This window comes from Bartonella sp. AP21QHHD (assembly GCF_042196205.1).
Lineage (GTDB): Bacteria > Pseudomonadota > Alphaproteobacteria > Rhizobiales > Rhizobiaceae > Bartonella.
Map to the genome: position 1 here is coordinate 1 of NZ_JBHIPT010000108.1, position 23,922 is coordinate 23,922.

Below are 23,922 nucleotides of genomic sequence, written 5' to 3' on the forward strand. Positions count from 1 at the left end.
ATTATATCCATCATGCTGTTACTCAAACTATCAAGCATAGCCAATTCTCTCGCAAAAGGCATTACATTTGGACATCTATGGAGACATAGAAACTAGATGAGATAAAAAGCAATGGTTCCCGTAACAGACGCCCTTAATATCCATATGACAAAATAACGAGGATATCCAATCCTAAAGTAAAAAATATTTGCACTGAAATTGAGCTATTTTCATAAATTAAAATGGAATAAAAAAGTAAAATAATTACACACCATGCACTTTACTTTATGTTCAAAATAGGAATAATGACAATAAATATCAGGATGTATATAATAGTAAAAAAGAGTCATATTAAAATGAAGTCGATCATTCTTGTAATTTTGATTGCAAACCTTTTATCGGCTTGTGCATTAGCACCAAAGCTAAAACAGCCCAATGATAGGAACCGCGTGCCTATTAATAAAACAATCCCTGCCGAAANATGATTACCCTTTGGGGAATGATAAATTTAACTCTAACGTCTAACTTTAGTTGGGGTTCTGGAACTCAAGGCTCAACTGTTCAAATTCCTTTTTCAAAAGCAGAATATCTGGAAATTATTAAATTGTTAAAACAACAAATTGAAGAAAACGAAAAGCAGATCGAAAACGCGGAAAAAATCCATCAGTTTATAATAGGGCATAAAGTACTAACATCTACACTAGGAGAAAATTTTAGTTTTTTCTTACCAGTTTCGCCTTTTGTTTACCCAGACCCAAGCACAAACTACCAAACCACATATGTTGGGCACTATAGAGCTGTTTTTCGTCAACTTGTTCTCGACGAGAAAAGGCACGGCTTCCAGAAATTGCCGTATGATAAGATACGCGAAATAATTAATACACGTCTTAAATATAGTGGAATTGTCGAAAAAGCTGTAAGTTTACAAACTTTCAAAGACATAGATAAGCGCTTTAGACAAGTGGAAAGTTTCTTAGAGCAGATTAATAAAACACAAGATCTGAAAGAACTTTTTGATCTGCAAACGCGCATCAAGACCATGTCATCCATGATCCAAAATGAATATACAAAGCTACAAATGGTCAGAAATTTAAGCGATGACGAAGAGACTCTTATCGAACTACAAAAACGTAAATTGTATAGAAAAATTGTAACCTTTTACAACAAAAATATGCCTAAAATAAGATCTAACCAATAAAGCTCTTTACAACATTTGCTTTTTTCATGAAAACAAAAGCCGATGTAGAAGATTCAGTACTATCTGAACAATTCAGAGAGGCACAAAGGTTTTATCAAAGCTAAGATANGGCACATGCAAACAATGTTGATGGAAATCATGTAGGTGGTAACGTGCGGCTAAATCTTTTAAGGGCACAGATTCTTTCGGAATCAGATACTAAACAGAGTTCACCTGCTTCACCGCCACAACCTGCTCTACCAGCGGAATATCGGGAGCTTATTGATCTATTAAAAAAAGGGGAAATTATTGAGCTCTTAAAAAAACAGCTTGCGTTAAAAAAAGAACAACTTTCACAAATAGAAAAAGCCTATCAGGCTATAACAAAGAGTCAGAAAACTGAACCTCAAAAAATAGACTTTTCTAGTTTTTTTCTCAAAGAGCCAGAATCNACTGAATCTAGCTCCAGCAAATGCAGGTGTAAGCGTAACTTTCGAATCCCGAACACCACCTAAGGACCCAACTGTAGACTTACCACCTCCTCCACCGCCACCACCTGCTCTACCAGCGGAATATCTGGAGCTTATTGATCTATTAAAAAAAGGGGAAATTATTGAGCTCTTAAAAAAACAGCTTGCGTTAAAAAAAGAACAACTTTCGCAAACAGAAAAAACCTATCAGGCTATAACAAAGAGTCAGAAAACTGAACCTCAAAAAATAGACTTTTCTAGTTTTTTTCTCAAAGAGCCAGAATCNTAATGATAGGAACCGTGTGCCTATTAATAAAACAATCCCTGCCGAAATCAAGCGAGGAGACAGATGAAAACAAAACAAGCAAAACCAGTGAAAGCCGAACAACTTAGAAGTTATTATGAAGAAAGCCGTGGCTTAGAACGTGATCTTATCAATGAATTTATAAGGTCGCGCAGAACGGCATGGCGTGTCGCGAGTACTGTGGGTCTTTTTGGCTTATTCGGTATGATATGTGGAGTTGTTGGATTTTCTCAACCAGCTCCAACTCCCTTAGTATTGCGCGTTGATAATACGACGGGTGCAGTTGATGTTATCTCAATCATGCGTGAACACGAAGAAAGCTATGGTGAAGTTGTAGATAGATATTGGCTAAACCAATATGTGCTTAACCGCGAAACTTACGACTACGATACTATTCAACTGAACTATGACACAACAGCACTTTTAAGTGCGGCATCTGTTCAACAAGAATATTATAAAATCTATGATGGAGAAAATGCACGGGACAAAGTGCTTTCCAACAATGCACGTATCACAGTTAAAGTACGATCAATCCAGCCTAATGGACTCGGTCAAGCAACTGTACGTTTTACGACTCAGCAACTTGACAGCAACGGTGCTGCTACTGGACCAAAACAGCACCAAATTGCAACAATTGGTTACACCTATGTTGGTGCACCCATGAAATCATCTGATCGATTGCTTAACCCCCTTGGTTTTCAAGTAACAAGTTACCGTTCTGACCCAGAAATACTGTTGAATGATTAAGGAATTGATTGTTATGAAAAAACTTGCGTTCGTTGTTCTATTGTCTTCGTTTTCTTCTCTTTATACGGTACCTGTGCAGGCGCTCAAAAGTCCATCAAATTCACAATATGATCATCGCATTCGCTATATAACATATAACGAAGCCGATGTGGTTCAAATTGAAACAGTTCTTGGTGTGGCAACACATATTATTCTTGAAGAAGGTGAACAGTACATAACTCATGCCTTTGGCGATTCTGAAGCCTATGCCTTTGCTCATAAAGGGCGGCATATTTTTATTAAACCAAAAGCAGAACTTGCCAATACCAATCTCATCGTTGTAACCGACAAACGGAGTTATAAATTCCGACTACAATTTCGGAATGACCGTGCGGGATCAACATATGAATTGGCTTTCCATTATCCCGATTCAAACGATGAAAAGTCAGAAGAAAACAATCGGCGCCTTGCGATTGAACGTGGTTTTCACCAAAGCGTCAACGGCTATAATCTCAGTTATACCATGAGTGGTCACCAAGATATTGCTCCGATAAATGCTTGGGACAATGGGCGTATTACTTACTTTAAATTTCCCGCTAACATGGATATGCCATCGATTTATGTCGTAGATGCTGAAGGTAATGAAAGCTTAATACCACGCACCGTTATCGGCAGTTCTAATGATATTATCGCCGTTCATAAGGTCAATCCTAAATGGCTTATACGGCTTGGTAAACGCGCTCTAGCTGTTTTTAATGAAGCCTATGACCCCAATGGCGTACCAAACACAACAGGGACAGTATCTTCGGTGGTTTATCGTATCAATAAAGGAGGAAAATGATGTTTGACAATAAGGAAGGAGAGGGAAAAGGTACAAAACTGGACAACGTCGAACAAAAACATATTGAAGGTACCTATGGAGGGTCCGAACTAGGTTCTGAACGTCGTCCAACAATTCCAGGTACCCGTGCATTGTTAATGGTAGGACTTATTGTCATAGTAGCGATACCGATTGCCTTGACTTGGAAAGCTTTTAAAATGCGTAATACCGTGGAGGTTGAGGAAGAAAAACCACAACAAATAGTACAGCAAATTATACCAAACTATGTCCCTCGGATTATAGAAGAGCCAAAGATTGTAGAAGAAGCAGAAAAATCAACACAAACAGAAGATTCAAACTTGGATATTCCACCGGCATTGAGTAAACTTCTTCAAACAGCCATTCCTCCACATATGCTCCAAGATTCTGAAGAATTAGCACGCAAACGTATGCTCAGTTCTAGCCTTAACAACGGTGGTAGCGAAGGATCTACAGATACAAATAATAAAGCATCGAATAATGATAGAGGTAATGGCGTATTATTTGATAACCTTCAGCCCGTGCGTTTAGGTCAATCACATGCGATGCAACTTCGTAACCGTGACTTTTTGATTACACAAGGAACGCAAATAGATTGTACGTTAGAAACAAAAATCATTACATCACAACCCGGAATGACGACGTGTCATTTAACACGCGATATTTATTCCACGAGTGGACGTGTTGTTTTGCTTGACCGTGGTTCTAAAGTCGTTGGTTTTTACCAAAGTGGCATACAACAAGGACAAACGCGCGTGTTTGTGCAATGGTTACGCATTGAAACGCCTTCTGGTGTTGTTGTCAATCTTGACTCACCAGGCACAGGTCCTCTGGGTGAAGCGGGTATTGGTGGCTGGGTTGACAGACATTTTTGGGAACGATTTGGTAGTGCAATTATGGTAAGCATTATCGGTGATTTAGGAGAATGGGTAAGAGGAAAAGTTGGTAAAAGCAGCAAAGAAAATAAAGATAACTCACAAAATAAAGGAGCTCAGAATGCTGAATCTATAGCAATCGATGTTCTTCAAAATTCCATCAATATCACACCAACACTTTACAAAAACCAAGGCGAACGAGTAAATATTTTTGTTGCTCGTGATCTGGATTTCAGCGATGTCTACAGTCTCGTCACACGTTAACTCGATACAAAAAGATCAAGCAGTTTTTCAGCTTCTGCAACCGCTTGATTGTTTTTTAGAAGATCCCACGATCACTGAATTATCGATTTGCCGCCCCTGTGAAGTATGGACGAAAAGCTTTAAGGGTTGGCAAGTACATAGCGTACCAGAGTTAACAACCACTTTTTTGCAAACGCTTATTACAGCTATTATCGTTTATAACGGTATGGCTCCTAGAAGTATTAATTATGTGCTCTTGCCTGGTGGACAACGTGGTACAATTATACAAACACCAGCTGTTGTTGATGGTGCTCTTTCCTTTGTAATTCGTAAACATTCTCTCATAGTTAAAACGTTAGAAGAACTCAAAGAAGAAGGGGCATTTGACGATTTTTCTGATGTAAGTTTTAATAAGCCTTCAGCAAAAGAAGCCAATAACTTGTTATCGAGGCAGGACTTCACACGGTTGGAACCATTTGAAGTTCAACTCTTACAAAGTAAACGTGAGGGAAAAATTCTTGAATTTTTGAAAGAATGCGTCCTTCACAAACGCAACATTATTATTGCAGGCAAAACAGGATCTGGTAAAACAACATTTGCGCGCTCTTTAATTGAAAAGGTCCCTGTAGAGGAGCGTATTATCACAATTGAAGATGTTCATGAGCTTTTTCTACCCAATCATCCCAATCATGTACATATGATTTATGGTAACAATGTAGGCCGTGTTTCAGCTGAAGAATGCCTAGATGCGTGTATGCGTCAGTCGCCTGACAGAATTTTTCTCGCTGAATTGCGAGGCAATGAAGCATGGGAATATCTCAATTCGCTCAACACTGGTCATCCCGGATCGATTACAACAACGCATGCCAACAGCGCTTTGCAAACATTTGAGCGATGTGCCACCTTGATTAAAAGATCAGAAATTGGCCGGCAACTCGAGTTAGAAATGATAAAAATCGTTCTCTATACAACAGTTGACGTAGTGTTGTTCTTTAAAGATAGAAAACTCTCTGAAGTCTTTTACGACCCGATTTTTGCTAAATCAAAAATCGCTTAAGGGGAGCTTCCTCTCTCGGTAATATGAAGCAAACAAAAATAGCCGTAACTAATTGTTACGGCTATTTATTTAACTTTTCCTATTCTCTTTGCTTCTCCAATGGATTTTCTACACTCTTCATGAAGAAAAAAAGAAAAAAGTTAATAGACAACAACTCTACGAGAAAACCAAATTATACATAAGGCTCTCTTTATTCTCTTGCCTTTGATCATTCTTTCCATTTACCTTTTGAAAAAGTATCTTTGATGCAAAAAAGAAAAAATAGCTGCAAAATAAATATTTAAACAAAAGAAAAGAATAAATTTTGATTCGCCTATCAATGAAAGCTTCGTAAAATAGGTACTTTCGATCATCACAAATAATTATCGTCATCAAGACCAAAACTTATCGTTTAAAAATTCTAAGCACTATTTTCAAGTGATTAATAAATATGTTTTTTAACCAAACAATCTCCAAATACGGAAAACCTCATACGAAATAAATTATCATTTCGATTTAGCATCCATAAACCACGTTCTATTTGGTAATAAAAAGTATAGTGGTATATAGACGTCTTCTTCGGACGAAGAAAGATTCTTAACCTCCAGTTGTTCGTAAACAACCAAATTTCTCTTAAGAAAGCTTTGCTAACCATATCACGTGGCTTATGTCCCTCTCCTAAAGATGATATCCATAGACTACATAAGGTAAGCTCTACTCTGAATATTCCTGCTCTCTTCTCTGCACCACAAAAGGCAAAAATTCCTAAAAGAACAGATCTACAATCACTCTTCTTAAGATGCATCACATTGTCTTATAAAGAGTGTTCATTATTTTGCGTGTTGGATAAAAGATCTTAGTACCGTAGGATTCTCTCATTTCAAAGCTGTTTATTAACCAAAACCATGTCTCTTGCACATTATAAGTAAATAAAGCCGTATAGAATGAAACTGTACAAAAAAGCACTAAAAATGCCTTTTATAAACCATCCAAAATGCCAAAAATTGTCACAACATTGGGAGTTTGCAAAGTGTCTAATGGCGCCCAACTTGTTCTTTTATGAAGTGTAAAAATGGAGATGCTCTATAAATTTTATATTATTCATCGGGGCTTTACCATTATACCATCCACGAACTCTGTAGTGAAATAAGCTTAGGCACCTTAAAGAAAGGTTTCTTAAAAACAAGCGTGCAAATTGACAAGCAAAGTGTATTTGGTTCGGGGCGTTCTGTTTTACATAAGGGTTTTGATCTTATTAAAGAACGAGAGAAACAAAAGCGTGAAGCAATGCGTAATCTCTATTATTTAAAAGACATTACTCTAGATGCTTTTAAAAGTCGTAAAGCAGAATTTAAAAATGATGCTAAAAATGGAAACTTGTTTGCACCTTTACAGCTTCATATTCTCCTCAAATTAGGAGGCTGTATAGCGACTTTCAAAGATTACGCCAACAGAGATACATAATACTCTTAACTCCCATCTGATAAGTGAAAGCTGCAACAGCAAAAGCTCTTTTAGAAAAACAACGCCATAAAGTCATTAATAAACCGGCAATGAATTGGAGAAATGTTCCAGATTTTTATCAAACACTCTGCAAAGCAACAATAATGATACAACTGGCTTTGCATCTGCTTATTCTTACAGGTGTTCGTACCCATCTCTTGCATCAATTCGTGAAGATCAGATTGAAGAGGATATATGAACAATTCTTGGCTCGAGAATACGAACGGTCTGCGTGATACTACAGGAGATTTCGCATGCCATTATGATCACAAATATTAAAAATTTTAAAATAAGCACGCTTGTTTTTTCGCAATGATTTCTGTTTTCTGTAACCGGTCGTAGTCCTTATTAATGTGAATTTCCTATCACAATATATAAGAGAGATTAGACTAAAAACCTGTCCACGTAGATTTCGCTCTCATTTACGTAATTGGCTAACAGACTCCACCTATCACACCTCAAAGGACGAAGCCTCTTAACACGCAAACTAATCTGCAAACAATCCGCCCCCTCGCCTAGCAGATTTCACCTTCTAACCACTCTAATTACCACATCCTAAATACGATAGTGTTTTATGGCACAACAGAATAAATACCAAAACAATGACTGATTATACCGTTAATACTTGGACACCTCTTTTTCATGTTAAGAAATATCTTTTATGCTGAAAAATAAAAAACACTTTTACTGCTTAAACAACTTTCTTAGGCATACATACAAGAACAATGAAATACCCTAACATAATAAATAAGATCTAAACCTAGAAATCTCTATTTTTTATAGATAAAAACATATAAAATCAAAACCTCCGAAACTCGTCAAAATACAACATATTTTCTTTGATTATTGAATTTATTCAACTCAAACGAACCTACAAACACCGCTTATTCCACATTCGCAACATGTGTTCTTAGAATTCTTACTATCGTTTTCTAAATTTTTAGAGAAACCTATAAATTTGCTATTTTTCAAACGTCTTATCTGCTCTTTAATGAATTTAAATCTATGACGTTACAATAATTTTAAATTACTTCCCCCTGAACTGTATGATCTATCTCTACAATAGATAGGGATTTTACGTTCTCCATTTTTTAAGAACTATAAATTTTGTTTTTTAATGCTATTAACAATCCAATCTTTAAAATAAAAAATATGACCTTTAAATATATAAATGATGTTATCAAAAATTCCTAATCCTGAATATTCGCAATGTTTTCGATATTATAATAAACGTATCGTAAAATGACAAACTGTCATAATGATCACTTCTTTGTATTTCATATGAATAATTTACATGCGTTATAATATTTGTATCAGCATTTATTTTTTGTGCTATATTTATACAGAGTGATCTTTTTTATAAAAAATGATCAATTGAATCTGCGTCAAAGTATAAATTATGATGCGAATTTAATAAAAATAAAAACACATGGCATATTGATTTTATTGTTTTTACATAGAATGCTATTTAAAGTATAGTTTACTCGAAAGACTAATGCCTTTTTAAAGGCAATAATAACTATACTAACCGCCTTATAGAAGCCAATAAATTTTTAGAGATTAAGCCTCAAAGAGGCACAAAAAACACGCACAATTTTCTATTTTTCTTTTTACTGTTCATTAATCGGTTAATTTTCAAAGATAATATTCAACTATGAGTTTTCTACTCAGCCATTGCAAGAATTGCTTAAATTTTTAGGGATTACTTCACTTTTAGAATGATGATAGCTACTGCGCCCCCCATAAGCAGCCGATCTTCTTTTAGAGATTTAATTGCTAAAAGGAGATACAATTTCCCACCTTGCGCTTTATTTTGATCAATCAGTAAATTTTCAAAGGCGGCGTTCAACCATGAGTTTTTTAATTTCAGCAATCGCTTTCGCTGGATTTAATCCCTTTGGACAAGTTTGCGCACAATTCATAATCGTATGGCAACGATAAAGGCGGAAAGGATCTTCTAAATTATCAAGACGTTCACCACACATCTCATCACGTGAATCCGCAATCCAGCGATAAGCTTGAAGCAAAACAGCGGGCCCCAAATAACGATCACCGTTCCACCAATAACTTGGACATGAAGTCTGACAACACGCACACAAAATACATTCATAAAGGCCATCGATTTTTTGGCGATCGGAGTGACTTTGTAACCATTCTTTTGCAGGTTCAGGAGAAACTGTTTGCAACCAAGGCTCAATGACTCGGTGTTGTGCATAAAAACGCTTTAAATCAGGAACCAAATCTTTAACAACCGGCATGGAAGGCAACGGATAGACCTTAATGGGATGTTTTACATCATCCATCCCTTTGGTACAAGCTAATGTATTGGTTCCATCAATATTCATCGCACATGAACCACAGATGCCTTCACGGCATGATCGACGAAGTGTCAAAGTTGGATCAATATGGTTTTTAATAAACAAAAGCCCATCAAGAATCATAGGACCACAAGCAGAACGATCCACATAATAAGTATCTAAATGAGGATTTTCCTCATCATCAGGCGACCAACGATACACGTGAAATTCCGTCAGCTTTGTAGCACCTTCAGGTTTAGGCCAAACCTTTCCCGGTTTTACTTGAGAATTTTTGGGAAGCTTAATTTGTACCATATTTCATTCTCCCCTTAATAAACCCGTTTTTTAGGTGCAATGCGCTTTAAATCGATCCCACCATCAGCTTCAGATGTTAACGGGTCCACATGGACAGGTCGATATGATAATGTCACCTTACCCTCTTTTGACAAATGTGAAATCGTATGTTTACGCCAGTTTTTATCATCACGCTCTGGATAATCTTCACGAGCGTGAGCGCCACGGCTTTCTGAACGTGCTTCGGCAGAATGAACAGTCATGATTGCATTCGCCATGAGATTTTCAAGCTCTAATGTTTCAACCAAATCAGAATTCCATATCAGAGAACAATCTGTGACTTTGAGATCCGACAATTCCCCCCAGATTTTATTCATCCGTTGACATCCCTGTTTCAAAGAATCTTCTGTACGGAAGACTGCTGCATCTTCTTGCATCGTGCGTTGCATTTTTTCACGCAATACAGCTGTTGGTATTGCCCCTTGTGCAAAACGTAAACGATCAAAACGCGCTATAATTTCGTCAACAGCTTCTTCATTGATGGGTGGAATTTCTGCATTCCGATCAATAACTTCACCCGCGCGAATGGCAGCAGCACGACCAAACACCACAAGATCAATTAATGAATTTGACCCCAAGCGATTAGCACCATGAACAGAAGCACATCCTGCTTCTCCTACCGCCATCAGCCCTGGTTGAATACGATCAGGCGAATCAGCCGTTGGATTGAGAACTTCCCCGTAGTAATTGGTAGGAATCCCACCCATATTATAATGAACCGTTGGCAAGATGGGGATAGGCTCTTTTGTTACATCCACCCCTGCAAAAATCCGTGCTGATTCTGAAATCCCTGGTAAACGCTCATGCAAGATTGCAGGATCAATATGATTGAGAACCAAATGAATATGATCCTTCTTAGGTCCAACGCCACGCCCTTCACGAATTTCAAGTGTGATACAACGCGAAACCAAGTCACGTGAAGCCAAATCCTTAAAGGAAGGTGCATAACGCTCCATAAAGCGTTCACCTTCAGAATTGATTAAATAGCCTCCTTCACCACGAGCTCCTTCTGTAATTAAGCAGCCAGAACCGTAAATCCCTGTCGGATGGAATTGCACAAACTCCATATCCTGAAGTGGCAATCCAGCACGTGCGATCATTCCACCACCATCACCCGTACAGGTATGCGCCGATGTCGCAGAAAAATAAGCGCGTCCATAACCACCGGTTGCAAGAACAACCATTTTGGCAGAAAAACGATGTATTGTACCATCATCGAGATTCCATGCCACAACCCCCGTACAAACCCCATCCGTCATGATGAGATCGAGTGCAAAATATTCAATAAAAAATTGCGCATTATGCTTTAAGCTTTGTCCATAAAGCGTATGCAAAATGGCATGGCCTGTACGGTCAGCTGCTGCACAAGTACGCTGAACAGGTGGACCTTCACCAAATTGTGTCGTATGTCCACCAAAAGGACGCTGATAAATTTTGCCTTCTTGCGTTCGCGAAAAAGGAACGCCATAATGTTCTAATTCATACACAGCAGCAGGAGCATTACGCACCAAATATTCCATTGCATCGGTATCGCCCAACCAATCAGAACCTTTCACGGTATCATATAAATGCCACTGCCAATTGTCAGGTCCCATATTTGAAAGCGATGCAGCAATTCCCCCTTGTGCTGCAACCGTATGTGAGCGCGTTGGAAAAACCTTCGTAATACAAGCTGTCTTTAATCCTTGTTCTGCCATACCCAGTGTCGCACGTAATCCTGCACCACCTGCCCCAACAACAACAACATCAAATTTATGATCCACAGTGCGATAAGGGGCGTTACCTGCTTTAGCACCCAGAGATGATCCTGTACCCGCCATACTTGTTTAACCCCCTAATGCAATTTTCAAAAGAGAAAAAATAATGATACCACCTATGAGAAAACAAAATAAAATATTTAACGTCAAAAAGAATATCCGAAAACCTTCACGTGGAATATAATCTTCAATCACTACCTGCATACCAAGTTTCATATGATAAAGGACCGAAAAAGTCATCAATCCCATCAAAATAGCAACAATAGGATGTGCAAGTCTTGCACGCACAATACTATAATCCTTGCCCACAAGCGAAAGAATAAGAACAATAAAAAATATCAAAAGTGGTAGATTGATAAACCCCGTCAAACGTTCTAGCCAAAAATGCTCTGTTCCTTCATGAGCACTGCCACGCCCCCGTACTTTTCCAAGTTCCGTTCGAAAATCTTTTTTCATGTCTCTTTTCACCCCCAGCTAAACAACGGTATATCCAATAATCCAAATCGCAAAAGTAACAATAAGAGAAATAAACACTGTCGCCCAAGCAGTGACTGTTGCCTTTTCTTTTGCCAAAAGGCAAGGCTTCAGATCCCAAACAATGTGGCGAACACCACCAACCATGTGATGAACCCCTGCCAAAGTATAAAGAAACAAAATACACAATCCAAACCAAGAACTATAAATTTCGTAAACTGTTCTAAATGTCTCCTCGCCACACGCAATAGCAATTAACCAAACAGCAAGAAAAACCGTTCCAACATAAAGTGCCATACCCATAATGCGGTGTGCAATGGACATGGCCATAGTAATTGTCCAACGATAAATACTTATATGAGGGGAACGAGGGCGCTCTTTTATCCTAGTTGTCTCTATCATAAAATATCCTGACCTAGTTTATCATAAAATATCCTGACCTGGTTTTTGCAACCGCAATGAACGAGAAAGTTCGCGCAAAACGACTAAACATACTCTCTCGTTTTTACTTGTTTGGCATCTCAAGATACCGATATTACAGGTCGGTTGTCTCAAATAACGGATTAAAGGTCACGCATAAAAAAACCGATTACTCCCCGGATATGATCCGCAAAACTCGCCTTAATCTAATACACTTTTATCTTCACGTCAAAGGTCTAAAATCTTTTCCAAATATAAACAGACATTTTTTCAGATTAAACTTATCCTTTTGAGTATCCACGATATATGCAATGGTCTCTTAAATTGCACCCATGATTAAGAATAAAAAGAGGAAAAATTGATAGATTAAACATTTTTATGTCCCCTCCAAGCCTTTTAAAAGGCAAAACGAATCAAGAAAGACACAAATAAGCGGCATAAAAGCCGCTTTTGCATAAAGTTTAGCCGATATAATCTTTACTCAGAAACTTGCTTTTCAACATCTGTGCTGACAGATGCTGCTTCTACTTTCTCAACAACCTTTTCAGCTTTTTTCCGATAATCTCTCTTTTCAGCGATACGTGCAGCTTTACCTCTCAAGCCACGTAGATAATAGAGTTTTGCACGGCGCACTTTACCACGGCGCACCAGCTCAACACCTTCAATCAAAGGAGAATAAACAGGAAATACCCTCTCCACCCCTTCGCCATAAGAAATCTTGCGTACTGTAAAGGTCTCATTCAACCCACCGCCTGAACGCGCAATACAGACACCTTCATAAGCCTGAACACGCGTCCGTGTACCTTCTGTCACACGCACCATAACACGGACTGTATCTCCTGGCTGAAATGCTGGAAATTGGCGCTTTTCTTCAATTTTTGCACATTGTTCAGCTTCAAGCTGTGCGATAATATTCATTTCTTTTATCCTTCATGTTCTTTATCGAACAGTCAGAGCGCTCAACTCTTACCAAAAAAGCCTTTATTAAGAATAAGGAGCTCTTTAGGCTATGTCTTACACAGGAGCGAATACACCATTCCTTCATTTTAATTTTGGAACTACAGAAAACCTTTTATAAAAAACTCTCTAAAAAGAGAGCCATGCAATACACCACCTTATCATATGAATCAAGTTTTCTGATGATTTTTATTATAACGCGCATAAAGATCAGGGCGACGTTGACGTGTTAACAATTCGGCTTGGCTTTGACGCCAATCTGCGATCGCTTTGTGATGACCTGAGAGCAATACAGGCGGAATACCCCGCCCTTCGAAAAGAGAAGGGCGGGTATATTGCGGATGTTCCAGCAAGTCATTTTCAAAACTTTCACACCTTGCAGAAGCTGCATTCCCCATCACTCCAGGCAGAAGACGTATAATAGCATCTAAGATAACCAATGCGGCTGTTTCACCCCCTGAAAGAATATAATCACCAATAGAGACTTCTTCTAGTTCTCGTGCCTCTATGACTCGCTCATCAACCCCTTCAAAACGTCCACAAACTAACGTTACACCCGTATCACGAGCCAAGCTATGCGCGTAAGCTTGGTCAAAAGGACGCCCACGTGGACTCATCAACAATCTTGGCGAATCCTGTGGACAGCAATCAAGAGCAGCCGCCAATACATCCGCCCGCATTACCATACCAGCTCCCCCACCAGCAGGTTTATCATCAACGCTATGGTGTTTGTCTAAAGCAAAATCCCTAATCTGTACCGTCTCCAGTGACCAAATTCCACGCTCTAAAGCTTGCCCTGCTAAAGAATACCCTAAAAAACCAGGAAACATTTCAGGATAAAGGGTTAAAACGCGCGCCTGAAATTTCATTTTATTTCTTATCCTTATTTTCTTAAACAGACTCTTAATAGCAAAAATAGCACAAACAAGACTTTTAACGCTATAGCGTTAATCTGAGTCTTCTTGATCTGCGCCATATTTAATACGATCCTTCTAAATACTTGCACTAAAAAAGACTCTAAAAATTCAGGACTATTTCGAGATAAAGTGCTTACAATATCTGCTCAAAAGAGCATTTTTAATATTTTCACACATTCCACTTTTTATTGACGAAATTCATCTGTTGTTTTTTACCTTCATCTTTATTTTTAGATTCAAGCTATTTCCTTTTTATCATTGTCTCCCCCATCAATTAAACCAGCGGCCATGGGATCAACAACAAGAAAACCAGAATCCATACAAATTTCTGGTACCGCCGCCTTACTAAAGGGAATAAGAACTCTTTTACCTGTATTCAAACGTATTTCAAGCAAATCACCAGCCCCGAAATTAAAAAAACCACACACTTCACCTAAGATTTTCCCCCCACAATCTTGGACACACAAGCCTATTAAATCGACTTGATAAAACTCATCCTCCATCAAATCATCAATTAATTGATCACGCGTCACATAAAGGCGAATCCCTTTTAAAGACTCAGCCGCATTACGATTTTCTACCCCTTTAAAACGTACAATCGCCTTATTTTTTTGTATGCGAAGAGTTACAATTTCATAAGAACGCCCCATATCATCATAAAGAGTGCTGTAAAACTTGAAACGCTGTGGCTCAGCACTTAGAATTTTAACAAAAACATCTCCTTTTATACCATGAGGCATACCAATAATGGCAAGATAGACTTTATTTTTAAGCTTTTCTTTATTATACTTCATGCAAAAATATTATCTCTCAAAAATGAACCCTTCAATCTTATAGTTTTCTATTCAATCTTGTTGCCATATGAGACAATCTTCTAAAAGACCTTTCTTGGTAACAAAAAACAAATTAATAAAGGAGAAAGTCTTATGGCAAATATTATGCTATTTTACAAAGATATCACACCAATCAACAAAATTTCCCATAAAAATCTAAAATTTGCTCCTCCAACTGATATGTCTTTTGCCAAGGATACTCATTGGGTTCCTTTAGCAAGTACTGAATATTTTCAAGCAGCGCTAGACTATCCTATTTTATTTATGTGCGCCGAAGATGAACAAAAAAAACGGCACTACACATCCGCAGCTCTTGTCGGTCTTTCTAATGACGAAAATGACTATATCGCTTCTGATAAAAGTTGGAAAAACAATACTTATGTTCCAGCTTTTGTCCGTCGCTATCCTTTTGTTTTGGCACAAATTAGCAATGAAAAAGAACTTTCTGTCTGCTTTGATCAACAGTCCGGTATGTTTAATGAAGTTGCAGGAACAGAACTTTTTAATTCCGATGGCTCTATTTCTCCTTTTATGGAAGAACGTATTCGCTTTCTTGAAAGTTTTAAAATCGCTATGGAGAAAACCTCTGAGTTTATTGATGCTCTTGTAGAAATGGATCTTCTAAGCCAAAAATCCATCAATGTGAAAAACGATAAAGGTCTCTCAGCGCAATTGGAACATTTTTGGGTTGTTGATGAAGAAAAATTGAATAAATTATCAGCAAGCCAACTTGCCAAGCTTCATAAAAATGGCTTTTTAGGATTAATTTTTGCGCATTTGATGTCAACACACAATCTTGTGAAAATACTCTCTCTCAAAGGTGAAAAGCAACTTATCAATCGTGAAGAGCAACCCCAAAACAAGAATGGTCATTCTAACGATGAAAAATCTAAAAAGAAAGAAACTCTCAACTAGATAATGCCTATCAAAAACGACAAGAGAAAAGATGAAAATATTCCTCTTATTCCAGCAGACCATGCAATTTTAAAAGCAAGGAAAAATTGGTTAGAGTGTCTTACCCAAACACGTCGTATGTCAGCACAAACAGTGCAAGCCTATGAACGTGATACGCGGCAATTTTTGTCTTTTCTCTGTCAGCACTTAAATCATACACCAACCCTTACAGATCTTTCTCATTTACGCATCAGTGACTTGCGTGCTTATCTTGCTTATCGGCGTACAAACAATGTAAGTGCGCGCTCTTTAAGCCGAGGGGTGGCAGGCATCCGTTCTTTTTTCAAATACTTATCACGTGAAGGAATCGTCAATGTTCCCGCGGCTCAACTTATCCGAAGCCCCAAACACCCCAAATTGCTCCCAAAACCTTTAGCGATAAAATCAGCACTTCACATAGTCAAACAAGAAAATCAACTGGAAAATGAACCTTGGATTAGCGCTCGTAATGCTGCTGTCCTCATGCTTCTCTATGGCTGTGGAATGCGAATATCAGAAGCCTTAAGCCTCACACCAGAACAATTTTCTGATCCTAAAAAAACAAGTTTATTTATAACAGGAAAAGGCGGCAAAACACGCCTTGTTCCTCTCATCAAAATTGTTTACGAAGCTGTACAAAATTATCTCAAATGTTGCCCATATCCTTTATTGGATAACCAACCCATATTTCGTGGGGCGCGAGGCGGTCCCCTACAGCCCGCCATTATTCAGAAAACTGTACGCAACTTACGAGCAAGCCTTGGTTTACCAGAAACTGCAACGCCTCATACACTGCGCCATTCTTTTGCCACCCATCTTTTATCACGGGGGGGAGATTTACGCACGATTCAAGAACTTCTTGGGCACACTAGTCTTTCCACCACACAAATCTATACCCACGTCGATACAGACCATTTGTTAAAAATCTATCAAAAGGCCCATCCCCGTTCCTAAAAACGTCTCATCAAAAAATTAGAGTGTTTCAACCTCAAGTGCCAAAGCATGAACACAAGTAGCTAACTCTTCTTGTAAAACTTTATAAATCGCTCGATGTATTTCTACGCGTGTCATATTAGAAAAAGAAGAAGATAAAATTTTCACTCGAAAATGTGTTTCTCCTTTACCATCAAAAGCATGTTCATTATGAGGATGCCCCTCATGAAGATGACTTTCGTTAATCACTTCAAGCTTTTGCGGATGAAAAGCATCCTGAAGCTTTCTCTGAATTATTGTTTCTATAAACATTTTTCATTCCTCAAACAAAATGAACGTGCAAAGATACACCTTTTTCATAATAGAATAAGTGTGAAAACAAATTTTTCAAAAGTCAATTCTTGTAAAATTAATCAATTTTGCATAAACCAATAATATGACAATAACATCTAAATTATTCGATTCAATTCGCATAAGCTCAAATAAAAAACAAAAAGCTGAGCCAGAAGCACAACAGTGTCAGTGGGAAGGTTGTGAAAAAACAGGGTCCCATAAAGCACCAGCAGGTCGAAATCACGAAGGACAATATTTATATTTTTGTATTGAACACGTACGCGCCTATAATAAAAATTTTAATTACTTCTCTGGTCTTAGCAATAAAGATATCGCAAAATTTCAAAAGGATGCTCTCACAGGACATCGTCCGACATGGCCTACAGATCTGAGCAATGGTACATCGAAAAAAACAGCCGCGAATTATGCAAAGATTCGCTCTGGCACAGCTGCCTATCAAAATCGCATGCGCGATCCCTTCACGCTTTTTACTGGGCAGCATTCAAGCAATAAGTTCTCACGAAAATTAAAGCCCTTAGAAGCAAAAGCTTTTGATACACTGGGACTACAGGCAAACGCTTCAGCAGAAGACATCAAAATGAAATATAAAGAGTTGGTAAAAAAGCACCATCCTGATTCCAATGGTGGTAATCGTGCTTCAGAAGAGCGCTTTCGTGATGTTTTACATGCTTACAATTTGCTAAAAAAGTCTGGTTTGTGCTGAAAACATGCGCTTATATGAGTCTATTTTCATTTAGACCATCATTATTTGCGCAAAATGTTACTTTTTTTGCAAAACATTATAGAATACGTAAAAAAATCTTTCTTCAATATCTAAGGCTCTCATTATAGAGCATTGCATAAATACTTTAACTCTTGTATCGTTTCTAATGAATAAATAGCGTCCTCTCCCTTCCAGAAACATAATGACAAATCTTACCGTTGAAAATTTGCCCGATATTACACTTTGTGCTTGCGATCTATTTCATATTGAAACAGATCTGAAAGTCCCTGCTTTTAGCACAAAAAGTCCCCATGTTCCTGATATCGATCCTGATTATCTTTTTGATCAGCAAACAACTTTAGCGATTCTCGCAGGTTTTACCTTTAACCGCCGTGTAATGGTTTCTGGCTATCACGGTACAGGGAAATCAACGCATATTGAACAAGTTGCTGCACGTCTTAACTGGCCTTGTCTTCGAATTAATCTCGATAGTCATGTAAGTCGTATCGATCTTGTAGGAAAAGATGCTATCGTTTTAAAAGATGGCTTACAAATCACTGAATTTAAAGAGGGCATTTTGCCATGGGCTTATCAAAATAATATTGCTCTTGTTTTCGACGAATATGATGCGGGGCGTCCCGATGTTATGTTTGTCATCCAACGCGTTCTTGAAACCTCTGGAAAACTAAGCTTACTTGATCAAAGCCGTGTCATCTCTCCACACCCAGCATTTCGTCTTTTTGCAACGGCAAACACCATTGGTCTTGGTGATACAACCGGTCTCTATCATGGTACCCAACAGATCAATCAAGCTCAAATGGACCGCTGGTCTATTGTTACGATACTCAATTATTTACCCCATGATAAAGAGGTTAATATCATTTGTTCAAAGGTCAAATCTTTTCAAACGGCTGAGGGAAAAAAGACAATTTCACAAATGGTTCATGTTGCTGATATGGTACGCCAATCTTTTATCAATGGAGATCTTTCAACTGTCATGAGTCCACGTACCGTCATTACTTGGGCAGAAAATACAACAATTTTTCAAGATGTCGGCTTTGCCTTCCGATTAACCTTTCTCAATAAATGTGATGAACTCGAACGTGCCACTGTTGCAGAATTTTATCAACGCGCCTTTGGACAAGAGCTTCCCGAATCACTCATTCATGGTGTTTCGCCTTAAGGAATCTGTCACTCATGGCTACCGATATTGGCGACAACAAAAATCCGGCAAAAGATTCTTCCAACAACACTCTTAATGCTGAAGCTTTTAAAAAAGCACTTTCCACCTGTATGCGTGCGATTGCAGGCACAAACAACCTTGAAGTTTCCTTTAGTCATAACCGACCATCTTTAAGCGAAAGTTGCGCGCGTTTACCAGAATTACCTCAATACGCAACGAATAAAGACATCACTATTACCCGCGGACTAGGTGATTCCATGGCTCTGCGCAAAGCATGGCATGACAACCGCATTCACATGCAATTTTCTCCACCAGAATCAGAAGCACGTGCTATCTTTGATGCCCTCGAACAAACACGTGTTGAAGCAATTGGTACTTTAGCCATGGAGGGACTTGCAAAAAATCTTGATGTCATGCTCGCCGATAAATACAAAAGAGCCCATTATCATAAAATTAGCAACCAAAGTGAAGCCCCCATCCAAGAAGCGATTGCACTTTTATTGCGTGAAAAAATAACAAAGCGCGCAGCTCCAAGAGAAGCGGGTTCTGTCTTAGAATTGTGGCGTAAAGAACTCGAACAAAAAGCAGCATCACAACTCAATGAACTCCCACATCATATTTACAACCAACAAGCTTTTGCACAGATTGTTCGCCAAATGCTTGTTACACTCAAAATGACAGTGCAACAAGCTGAAGCTTCTAACAGTGAAAACAATAAAAAATTAAAAAATGCGTGTGAACCTCAAGACCAAAGAGAAGAAGAGAGTAAAAACAAAAAACACGCTCAAAGTGAAGAACAAACCAGCACTGAACAAGAAAGTGATGTGCAAGATGATGGAAAAACACAAGCGACACAATCAAACAACAATGATCAAGCTGACGGCGAGCAAAAAAATGGACCTTGGCAAGAAAAGCCGAGCAAACCCAAACACCTTTTTTCTGATTCGGAACAAATGGAAAGACTTGGCAATTATAAAATCTTCACCCGTCAATTTGATGAAATTTTGGAAGCAACAGATTTTTGTTCTGAAAACGAGTTAGATCACTTACGCCGTTATCTTGATAAGCAAATCAATCATCTCCAAAACATCGTTGGACGTTTAGCAAACCGTCTCCAGCGCCGCTTGATGGCGCAACAAAATCGCAACTGGAACTTTGACCTTGAAGAAGGATATCTTGATACAACACGGCTTCCACGTCTAATTATTGACCCCATGCAACCCCTTTCTTTTAAAATGGAAAGCAACACCCAATTTCGGGACACAGTTGTTTCACTCCTCATTGATAATTCTGGCTCAATGCGCGGACGCCCCATTAGCGTTGCTGCAAGTTGTGCTGATATTTTGGCACAAACTCTTGAACGTTGTGGTGTCAAAGTTGAAATTTTAGGTTTTACCACCAAAACTTGGAAAGGGGGAAAATCGCGCGAACAATGGCTTACCCAAAACAAACTCCATAATCCTGGACGCCTCAATGATTTATGCCATATCATCTATAAAAGTGCTGATACCCCATGGCGTCGCGCACGACGCAATTTAGGTTTAATGATGCAAGAAGGATTATTAAAAGAAAATATCGACGGAGAAGCTTTGATTTGGGCTCATCAACGCCTTTTATCACGGCGTGAACAACGTCGCATCCTCATGGTCATTTCTGATGGTGCTCCTGTTGACGATTCGACACTATCGGTCAACTCCAGCAATTATTTAGAAAAACACTTACGCGCAGTGATTCAAGAAATCCAAACACACTCCCCTATCGAACTCATTGCCATTGGAATTGGTCATGACGTCACACGTTATTATCAACGTGCTGTAACAATTATGAATGCTGAAGAACTCGCCGACGCCATAACAAAACAATTAGAAATACTTTTTAGTGATAAAAGAACTCATATTCATAAGAAATAAACCTGCCTTGAATTAGCAACGATTACATTTTAAAAAATTATCTCTATCATTAAACCATCGGAATTTGATGGCTAACAACCTGAGAAGATAATCCCACAAATTGAATATCGAATTTTAAAGAAGCTTCTACTTTACTGGATGCATTATGAGCTCTAAAAGAAATGCTCCAACCATCTTCAAAAATTGTAATGAGTTTGTTTTTACTTTCTGGTTATATTGCGACTGATAAAGTTTTGCTTAGAACTTTCCATTTACGACCATATCCCAGAGTACCCTTCAAATTAAAAGACTGAATAATCACCCATTTTTGTCTCGATCTTGTGTTATTTTATTATATTTAAATATTGAAATACACGTATATAGAAAAGTATCTCCTCTAGACATAGCTCTAAAATGCTGATCTCACAGAAAATATAATGCCTAGACTTTCACCTTCAGTAACACAAAAAGATAAAAGCTGTATTTATTATACGCAAAAGAAGAATCATCCAAAGAGGATATTTTAAACACTAAGAATTATTTTATAAAAGAATCGGCATAAATGGATTCATAGCAATTTTTCGGCAAAAATCGCTAAAGCAAGCGAAAGCCAACCTGTTCCCTAACCTTCCCAAAACAGTACTCACCACGGGTGATCTATCAACATAAGCTCCCATCTCATGGATAAAAGAAAAAATCTTTACTCACATAAAATATAAGAAAAACACGAAAAAAATATTACTTCATTCACGAAAAAGAACACACCATTATATATCTTATCCGCACTCCTACTTTAAAGAAACATTCTTCCTTGCTTCCAAGCTTATTTCACGACAGCGCCCATATATGGCATAATGCAAAATCCAGAATTATCCTTTACTTTACAAGCTACAAGCCAAAAGCAGAATCCTACTTTCAAGTTTCCAATGTTTTTAAGATAAATCAATATACTTTCAGCGCCTAATATTGCACTTTTATTGCATTAAAGCTCTTCATAAGAAGTATTTCTTTCTCAAATGACGTTGTCCGCACGCCAATTCCTCTTATAACATAGGCAAGCAAATGATTTTTATTAACTCAATATAAGAGTATTTAAAACGCGTAAAATTTTATGATATTGGGCTCTTTCACTCAAATGAAAAATATAAGTTATCATTTTAAATCAATCTATTAATAAACATCAGTTGCAATTTCTGTCACATTGAATCATTTGTAAAAAGCATATTTAGCCCCTTCTCAAACAAATGACTTTATCTTTTCCTCACAAGAGAATTTTGAAATAAAAAAGCGTTTTGTGTTGGAGTTCTTACTTAAGTTGGTAAATGATAAAGTATCCATTATAACTAACGTGTCACACCAAGCATAGCATACAATTTTCTTGGCTTCAGGAAAACAAAAAGACAAAAATCCTTATTTGTGACAAACAAAAGAGGAATCATCTTTTGAATGACATTGATAAAGAGGAAGCTTTACGATGTTAAGAATTGTCCCATAAGGAATCAACATCAACAGACTCATAATAATTTTTACCGAAAAATCACCAAAAGCAAGCGATAGCCAAACTGGCATGCCTATCCCTCCCAAAACAGTACTCTCCACCAGTGAACTATCTGCATACCCTGTTATCTTATCAAAAACAGCAAACGAGCTAGAAAAAGCAAGAGCAAAAAACAGCACTGTATCCAAAGCTGAACCAACCAACGCTGCTGCTAAAGGTGCTTTCCACCATGTTTTACGTCGCAAAGGAGTAAAAATCACAATATCAAGGAGTTGCCCAAATAAAAATGCAAAACTAGAAGCAAGTGCAAGCCGTGGTGTCGCCAATATCCAAGAAACAAAGACACCCGTAAAAAAACCAGCATAAACCACACGCCGCGCAGCAAATGGACCATAAAAACGATTGGTCAAATCATTGATTAGAAAAGCAAATGGATAGGTAAAAGCCCCATAAGTCAACAGCGCATTCAAATCAAACCAATAGACAGGATATTGAACTAAAATATTAGAAGCCGTGACAGCAAGGCACATTGCAAAAATAGAAAAAACAACATACCTTTTCTTTTGCTGTTCTAATAAAAGACCGCTTGAAGACATTTTTTTTAACCTGGGATATGGAACCAATAAAATGAAACGATCAACCTGCAAAAAACTTAACTTCTAGAACAGAAAACCGAAATCAAAGCGTTAATAAACCAAAAAGAATGGCGCTAACAATTATGCTGCCTGTTCAGCCTTTTGCTCACCTTCTTGCTCAGCTTTTTTCTTAATGATTTGGCGTTTTAGCAAACGCGCACGTTGCGACAACTCTTTATCGTCTGCTTTAATCAAAAAACCATCAAGACCACCGCAGTGCTCAACAGAACGCAATGCATTTGCTGAAATACGCAAGCGATAACTTTGCTGTAACACCTCTGAAATCAATGTCACATTGCAAAGATTTGGTAAAAAACGACGCCGAGTCTTATTATTCGCATGGCTAACATTATTACCATACAGAACCGTCTTCCCTGTCAATTCACATGCACGAGACATAAACTTCACCCTTAAACTCTAAGAAACTTTCAAATCCCCATACCCAAAAGACACAATGAACGCAAAACACGCGCAATGCAACCTTGAACGGGCATCATTGGGAAGTTTCTTTCTAATAGGGGGTCGACAACAAAAGGTCAAGTCTTTTATAAAACCTTTTTCATCTCTTGTTGGCTCATTTTTCATCTTTTTCCTCAATAAGGCGTGCAAATTC

23 protein-coding genes and 2 pseudogenes are annotated in these 23,922 nt (G+C 38.0%); 14 read left to right on the forward strand and 11 right to left on the reverse strand.

Annotation, left to right across the window (positions count from 1 at the left end):
* From ACFIMC_RS07185 to ACFIMC_RS07225, 9 genes and pseudogenes are all read left to right on the forward strand, one after another.
* A pseudogene (locus tag ACFIMC_RS07185) lies at positions 1 to 96 on the forward strand (trwi protein); the annotation flags it as partial.
* Between the two features lie 239 nt (positions 97 to 335).
* Positions 336 to 464: a TrwH protein gene (locus ACFIMC_RS07190; protein WP_375685722.1), complete on the forward strand. Its 129-nt coding sequence runs from the start codon at positions 336 to 338 to the stop codon at positions 462 to 464.
* 14 nt (positions 465 to 478) lie between these two features.
* On the forward strand, positions 479 to 1,177 hold the full coding sequence (locus ACFIMC_RS07195) for a type IV secretion system protein (protein ID WP_375685724.1): 699 nt from the start codon (positions 479 to 481) through the stop codon (positions 1,175 to 1,177).
* A gap of 798 nt (positions 1,178 to 1,975) precedes the next feature.
* Entirely contained in the window at positions 1,976 to 2,677 is a 702-nt protein-coding gene (locus ACFIMC_RS07200) for a virB8 family protein (protein WP_375653398.1), read from the forward strand.
* 13 nt (positions 2,678 to 2,690) lie between these two features.
* Entirely contained in the window at positions 2,691 to 3,497 is an 807-nt protein-coding gene (gene virB9 / locus ACFIMC_RS07205) for a P-type conjugative transfer protein VirB9 (RefSeq protein ID WP_375606008.1), read from the forward strand.
* Positions 3,497 to 4,654 carry a type IV secretion system protein VirB10 gene (gene virB10, locus ACFIMC_RS07210; RefSeq protein WP_375606219.1) on the forward strand — a complete coding sequence of 386 codons (1,158 nt, stop codon included), beginning with the start codon at positions 3,497 to 3,499 and terminating at the stop codon, positions 4,652 to 4,654. The genes virB9 and virB10 overlap by 1 nt, the downstream gene beginning before the upstream one ends.
* Positions 4,629 to 5,690 carry a P-type DNA transfer ATPase VirB11 gene (virB11, locus tag ACFIMC_RS07215; RefSeq protein ID WP_375671983.1) on the forward strand — a complete coding sequence of 354 codons (1,062 nt, stop codon included), beginning with the start codon at positions 4,629 to 4,631 and terminating at the stop codon, positions 5,688 to 5,690. The genes virB10 and virB11 overlap by 26 nt, the downstream gene beginning before the upstream one ends.
* 1,167 nt (positions 5,691 to 6,857) lie before the next feature.
* Entirely contained in the window at positions 6,858 to 7,133 is a 276-nt protein-coding gene (locus ACFIMC_RS07220) for a hypothetical protein (RefSeq protein ID WP_375680967.1), read from the forward strand.
* Between the two features lie 23 nt (positions 7,134 to 7,156).
* On the forward strand, positions 7,157 to 7,408 hold the full coding sequence (locus ACFIMC_RS07225) for a hypothetical protein (RefSeq protein ID WP_375680966.1): 252 nt from the start codon (positions 7,157 to 7,159) through the stop codon (positions 7,406 to 7,408).
* 1,596 nt (positions 7,409 to 9,004) lie between these two features.
* On the opposite strand, the gene ACFIMC_RS07230 is transcribed toward ACFIMC_RS07225, so the two are convergent.
* From ACFIMC_RS07230 to rimM, 7 genes are all read right to left on the reverse strand, one after another.
* On the reverse strand, positions 9,005 to 9,784 hold the full coding sequence (locus ACFIMC_RS07230; protein WP_005774220.1) for a succinate dehydrogenase iron-sulfur subunit: 780 nt from the start codon (positions 9,782 to 9,784) through the stop codon (positions 9,005 to 9,007).
* A gap of 14 nt (positions 9,785 to 9,798) precedes the next feature.
* The gene (gene sdhA, locus ACFIMC_RS07235) at positions 9,799 to 11,643 is read right to left on the reverse strand and encodes a succinate dehydrogenase flavoprotein subunit (RefSeq protein WP_375636535.1); all 1,845 of its coding nucleotides are present in this window, start codon (positions 11,641 to 11,643) and stop codon (positions 9,799 to 9,801) included.
* Positions 11,644 to 11,649: 6 nt separating this feature from the next.
* Positions 11,650 to 12,036 carry a succinate dehydrogenase, hydrophobic membrane anchor protein gene (gene sdhD, locus ACFIMC_RS07240; protein WP_375612246.1) on the reverse strand — a complete coding sequence of 129 codons (387 nt, stop codon included), beginning with the start codon at positions 12,034 to 12,036 and terminating at the stop codon, positions 11,650 to 11,652.
* 18 nt (positions 12,037 to 12,054) lie between these two features.
* Positions 12,055 to 12,456 (reverse strand): succinate dehydrogenase, cytochrome b556 subunit, encoded by a 402-nt coding sequence (gene sdhC / locus ACFIMC_RS07245; RefSeq protein WP_375680965.1) that lies wholly within the window; start codon positions 12,454 to 12,456, stop codon positions 12,055 to 12,057.
* A 495-nt stretch (positions 12,457 to 12,951) separates the two neighbouring features.
* A complete protein-coding gene (gene rplS, locus ACFIMC_RS07250; protein ID WP_375612245.1) occupies positions 12,952 to 13,392 on the reverse strand; it encodes a 50S ribosomal protein L19 in 441 nt (146 codons plus the stop codon).
* Positions 13,393 to 13,601: 209 nt separating this feature from the next.
* Complete coding sequence (gene trmD, locus ACFIMC_RS07255; protein ID WP_375612244.1) at positions 13,602 to 14,300, reverse strand: tRNA (guanosine(37)-N1)-methyltransferase TrmD; 699 nt, start codon at positions 14,298 to 14,300, stop codon at positions 13,602 to 13,604.
* A gap of 284 nt (positions 14,301 to 14,584) precedes the next feature.
* A complete protein-coding gene (gene rimM / locus ACFIMC_RS07260) occupies positions 14,585 to 15,142 on the reverse strand; it encodes a ribosome maturation factor RimM (protein ID WP_375618306.1) in 558 nt (185 codons plus the stop codon).
* A 132-nt stretch (positions 15,143 to 15,274) separates the two neighbouring features.
* Here rimM and ACFIMC_RS07265 point away from each other — a divergent pair, with 132 nt between their 5' ends.
* Together ACFIMC_RS07265 and ACFIMC_RS07270 are read left to right on the forward strand one after the other, a co-directional pair.
* Positions 15,275 to 16,096, forward strand: a complete 822-nt coding sequence (locus ACFIMC_RS07265; RefSeq protein ID WP_375612242.1) for a SapC family protein — start codon at positions 15,275 to 15,277, stop codon at positions 16,094 to 16,096.
* Positions 16,097 to 16,099: 3 nt separating this feature from the next.
* Complete coding sequence (locus ACFIMC_RS07270) at positions 16,100 to 17,068, forward strand: tyrosine recombinase XerC (protein WP_375671984.1); 969 nt, start codon at positions 16,100 to 16,102, stop codon at positions 17,066 to 17,068.
* An 18-nt stretch (positions 17,069 to 17,086) separates the two neighbouring features.
* Here the strand turns inward: ACFIMC_RS07270 and ACFIMC_RS07275 are convergent, their stop codons facing one another.
* On the reverse strand, positions 17,087 to 17,359 hold the full coding sequence (locus tag ACFIMC_RS07275) for a BolA family protein (protein ID WP_375612716.1): 273 nt from the start codon (positions 17,357 to 17,359) through the stop codon (positions 17,087 to 17,089).
* Between the two features lie 124 nt (positions 17,360 to 17,483).
* On the opposite strand from ACFIMC_RS07275, the gene ACFIMC_RS07280 reads away from it, so the two are divergent.
* From ACFIMC_RS07280 to cobT, 3 genes are all read left to right on the forward strand, one after another.
* On the forward strand, positions 17,484 to 18,104 hold the full coding sequence (locus ACFIMC_RS07280) for a J domain-containing protein (RefSeq protein ID WP_375606021.1): 621 nt from the start codon (positions 17,484 to 17,486) through the stop codon (positions 18,102 to 18,104).
* A 202-nt stretch (positions 18,105 to 18,306) separates the two neighbouring features.
* Entirely contained in the window at positions 18,307 to 19,287 is a 981-nt protein-coding gene (gene cobS / locus ACFIMC_RS07285; protein WP_375636542.1) for a cobaltochelatase subunit CobS, read from the forward strand.
* A gap of 14 nt (positions 19,288 to 19,301) precedes the next feature.
* A complete protein-coding gene (gene cobT / locus ACFIMC_RS07290; RefSeq protein ID WP_375671985.1) occupies positions 19,302 to 21,197 on the forward strand; it encodes a cobaltochelatase subunit CobT in 1,896 nt (631 codons plus the stop codon).
* Positions 21,198 to 21,246: 49 nt separating this feature from the next.
* On the opposite strand, the pseudogene ACFIMC_RS07295 reads toward cobT, so the two are convergent.
* From ACFIMC_RS07295 to rpmB, 3 genes and pseudogenes are all read right to left on the reverse strand, one after another.
* A pseudogene (locus ACFIMC_RS07295) lies at positions 21,247 to 21,393 on the reverse strand (HaeIII family restriction endonuclease); the annotation flags it as partial.
* A gap of 1,193 nt (positions 21,394 to 22,586) precedes the next feature.
* A complete protein-coding gene (locus ACFIMC_RS07300) occupies positions 22,587 to 23,270 on the reverse strand; it encodes a VUT family protein (protein ID WP_375671986.1) in 684 nt (227 codons plus the stop codon).
* 120 nt (positions 23,271 to 23,390) lie between these two features.
* On the reverse strand, positions 23,391 to 23,708 hold the full coding sequence (gene rpmB / locus ACFIMC_RS07305; RefSeq protein ID WP_375671987.1) for a 50S ribosomal protein L28: 318 nt from the start codon (positions 23,706 to 23,708) through the stop codon (positions 23,391 to 23,393).
* Positions 23,709 to 23,922 lie beyond the last annotated feature (214 nt).

Excerpts from the sequence above, each read along its gene's own strand:
- ACFIMC_RS07195 (WP_375685724.1), top strand. The coding sequence starts at position 479 with ATGATAAATTTAACTCTAACGTCTAACTTTAGTTGGGGTTCTGGAACT.
- ACFIMC_RS07200 (WP_375653398.1), top strand. The coding sequence starts at position 1,976 with ATGAAAACAAAACAAGCAAAACCAGTGAAAGCCGAACAACTTAGAAGT.
- virB9 (WP_375606008.1), top strand. The coding sequence starts at position 2,691 with ATGAAAAAACTTGCGTTCGTTGTTCTATTGTCTTCGTTTTCTTCTCTT.
- virB10 (WP_375606219.1), top strand. The coding sequence starts at position 3,497 with ATGTTTGACAATAAGGAAGGAGAGGGAAAAGGTACAAAACTGGACAAC.
- virB11 (WP_375671983.1), top strand. The coding sequence starts at position 4,629 with ATGTCTACAGTCTCGTCACACGTTAACTCGATACAAAAAGATCAAGCA.
- ACFIMC_RS07230 (WP_005774220.1), bottom strand. The coding sequence starts at position 9,784 with ATGGTACAAATTAAGCTTCCCAAAAATTCTCAAGTAAAACCGGGAAAG.
- sdhA (WP_375636535.1), bottom strand. The coding sequence starts at position 11,643 with ATGGCGGGTACAGGATCATCTCTGGGTGCTAAAGCAGGTAACGCCCCT.
- sdhD (WP_375612246.1), bottom strand. The coding sequence starts at position 12,036 with ATGAAAAAAGATTTTCGAACGGAACTTGGAAAAGTACGGGGGCGTGGC.
- sdhC (WP_375680965.1), bottom strand. The coding sequence starts at position 12,456 with ATGATAGAGACAACTAGGATAAAAGAGCGCCCTCGTTCCCCTCATATA.
- rplS (WP_375612245.1), bottom strand. The coding sequence starts at position 13,392 with ATGAATATTATCGCACAGCTTGAAGCTGAACAATGTGCAAAAATTGAA.
- trmD (WP_375612244.1), bottom strand. The coding sequence starts at position 14,300 with ATGAAATTTCAGGCGCGCGTTTTAACCCTTTATCCTGAAATGTTTCCT.
- rimM (WP_375618306.1), bottom strand. The coding sequence starts at position 15,142 with ATGAAGTATAATAAAGAAAAGCTTAAAAATAAAGTCTATCTTGCCATT.
- ACFIMC_RS07265 (WP_375612242.1), top strand. The coding sequence starts at position 15,275 with ATGGCAAATATTATGCTATTTTACAAAGATATCACACCAATCAACAAA.
- ACFIMC_RS07270 (WP_375671984.1), top strand. The coding sequence starts at position 16,100 with ATGCCTATCAAAAACGACAAGAGAAAAGATGAAAATATTCCTCTTATT.
- ACFIMC_RS07275 (WP_375612716.1), bottom strand. The coding sequence starts at position 17,359 with ATGTTTATAGAAACAATAATTCAGAGAAAGCTTCAGGATGCTTTTCAT.
- ACFIMC_RS07280 (WP_375606021.1), top strand. The coding sequence starts at position 17,484 with ATGACAATAACATCTAAATTATTCGATTCAATTCGCATAAGCTCAAAT.
- cobS (WP_375636542.1), top strand. The coding sequence starts at position 18,307 with ATGACAAATCTTACCGTTGAAAATTTGCCCGATATTACACTTTGTGCT.
- cobT (WP_375671985.1), top strand. The coding sequence starts at position 19,302 with ATGGCTACCGATATTGGCGACAACAAAAATCCGGCAAAAGATTCTTCC.
- ACFIMC_RS07300 (WP_375671986.1), bottom strand. The coding sequence starts at position 23,270 with ATGTCTTCAAGCGGTCTTTTATTAGAACAGCAAAAGAAAAGGTATGTT.
- rpmB (WP_375671987.1), bottom strand. The coding sequence starts at position 23,708 with ATGTCTCGTGCATGTGAATTGACAGGGAAGACGGTTCTGTATGGTAAT.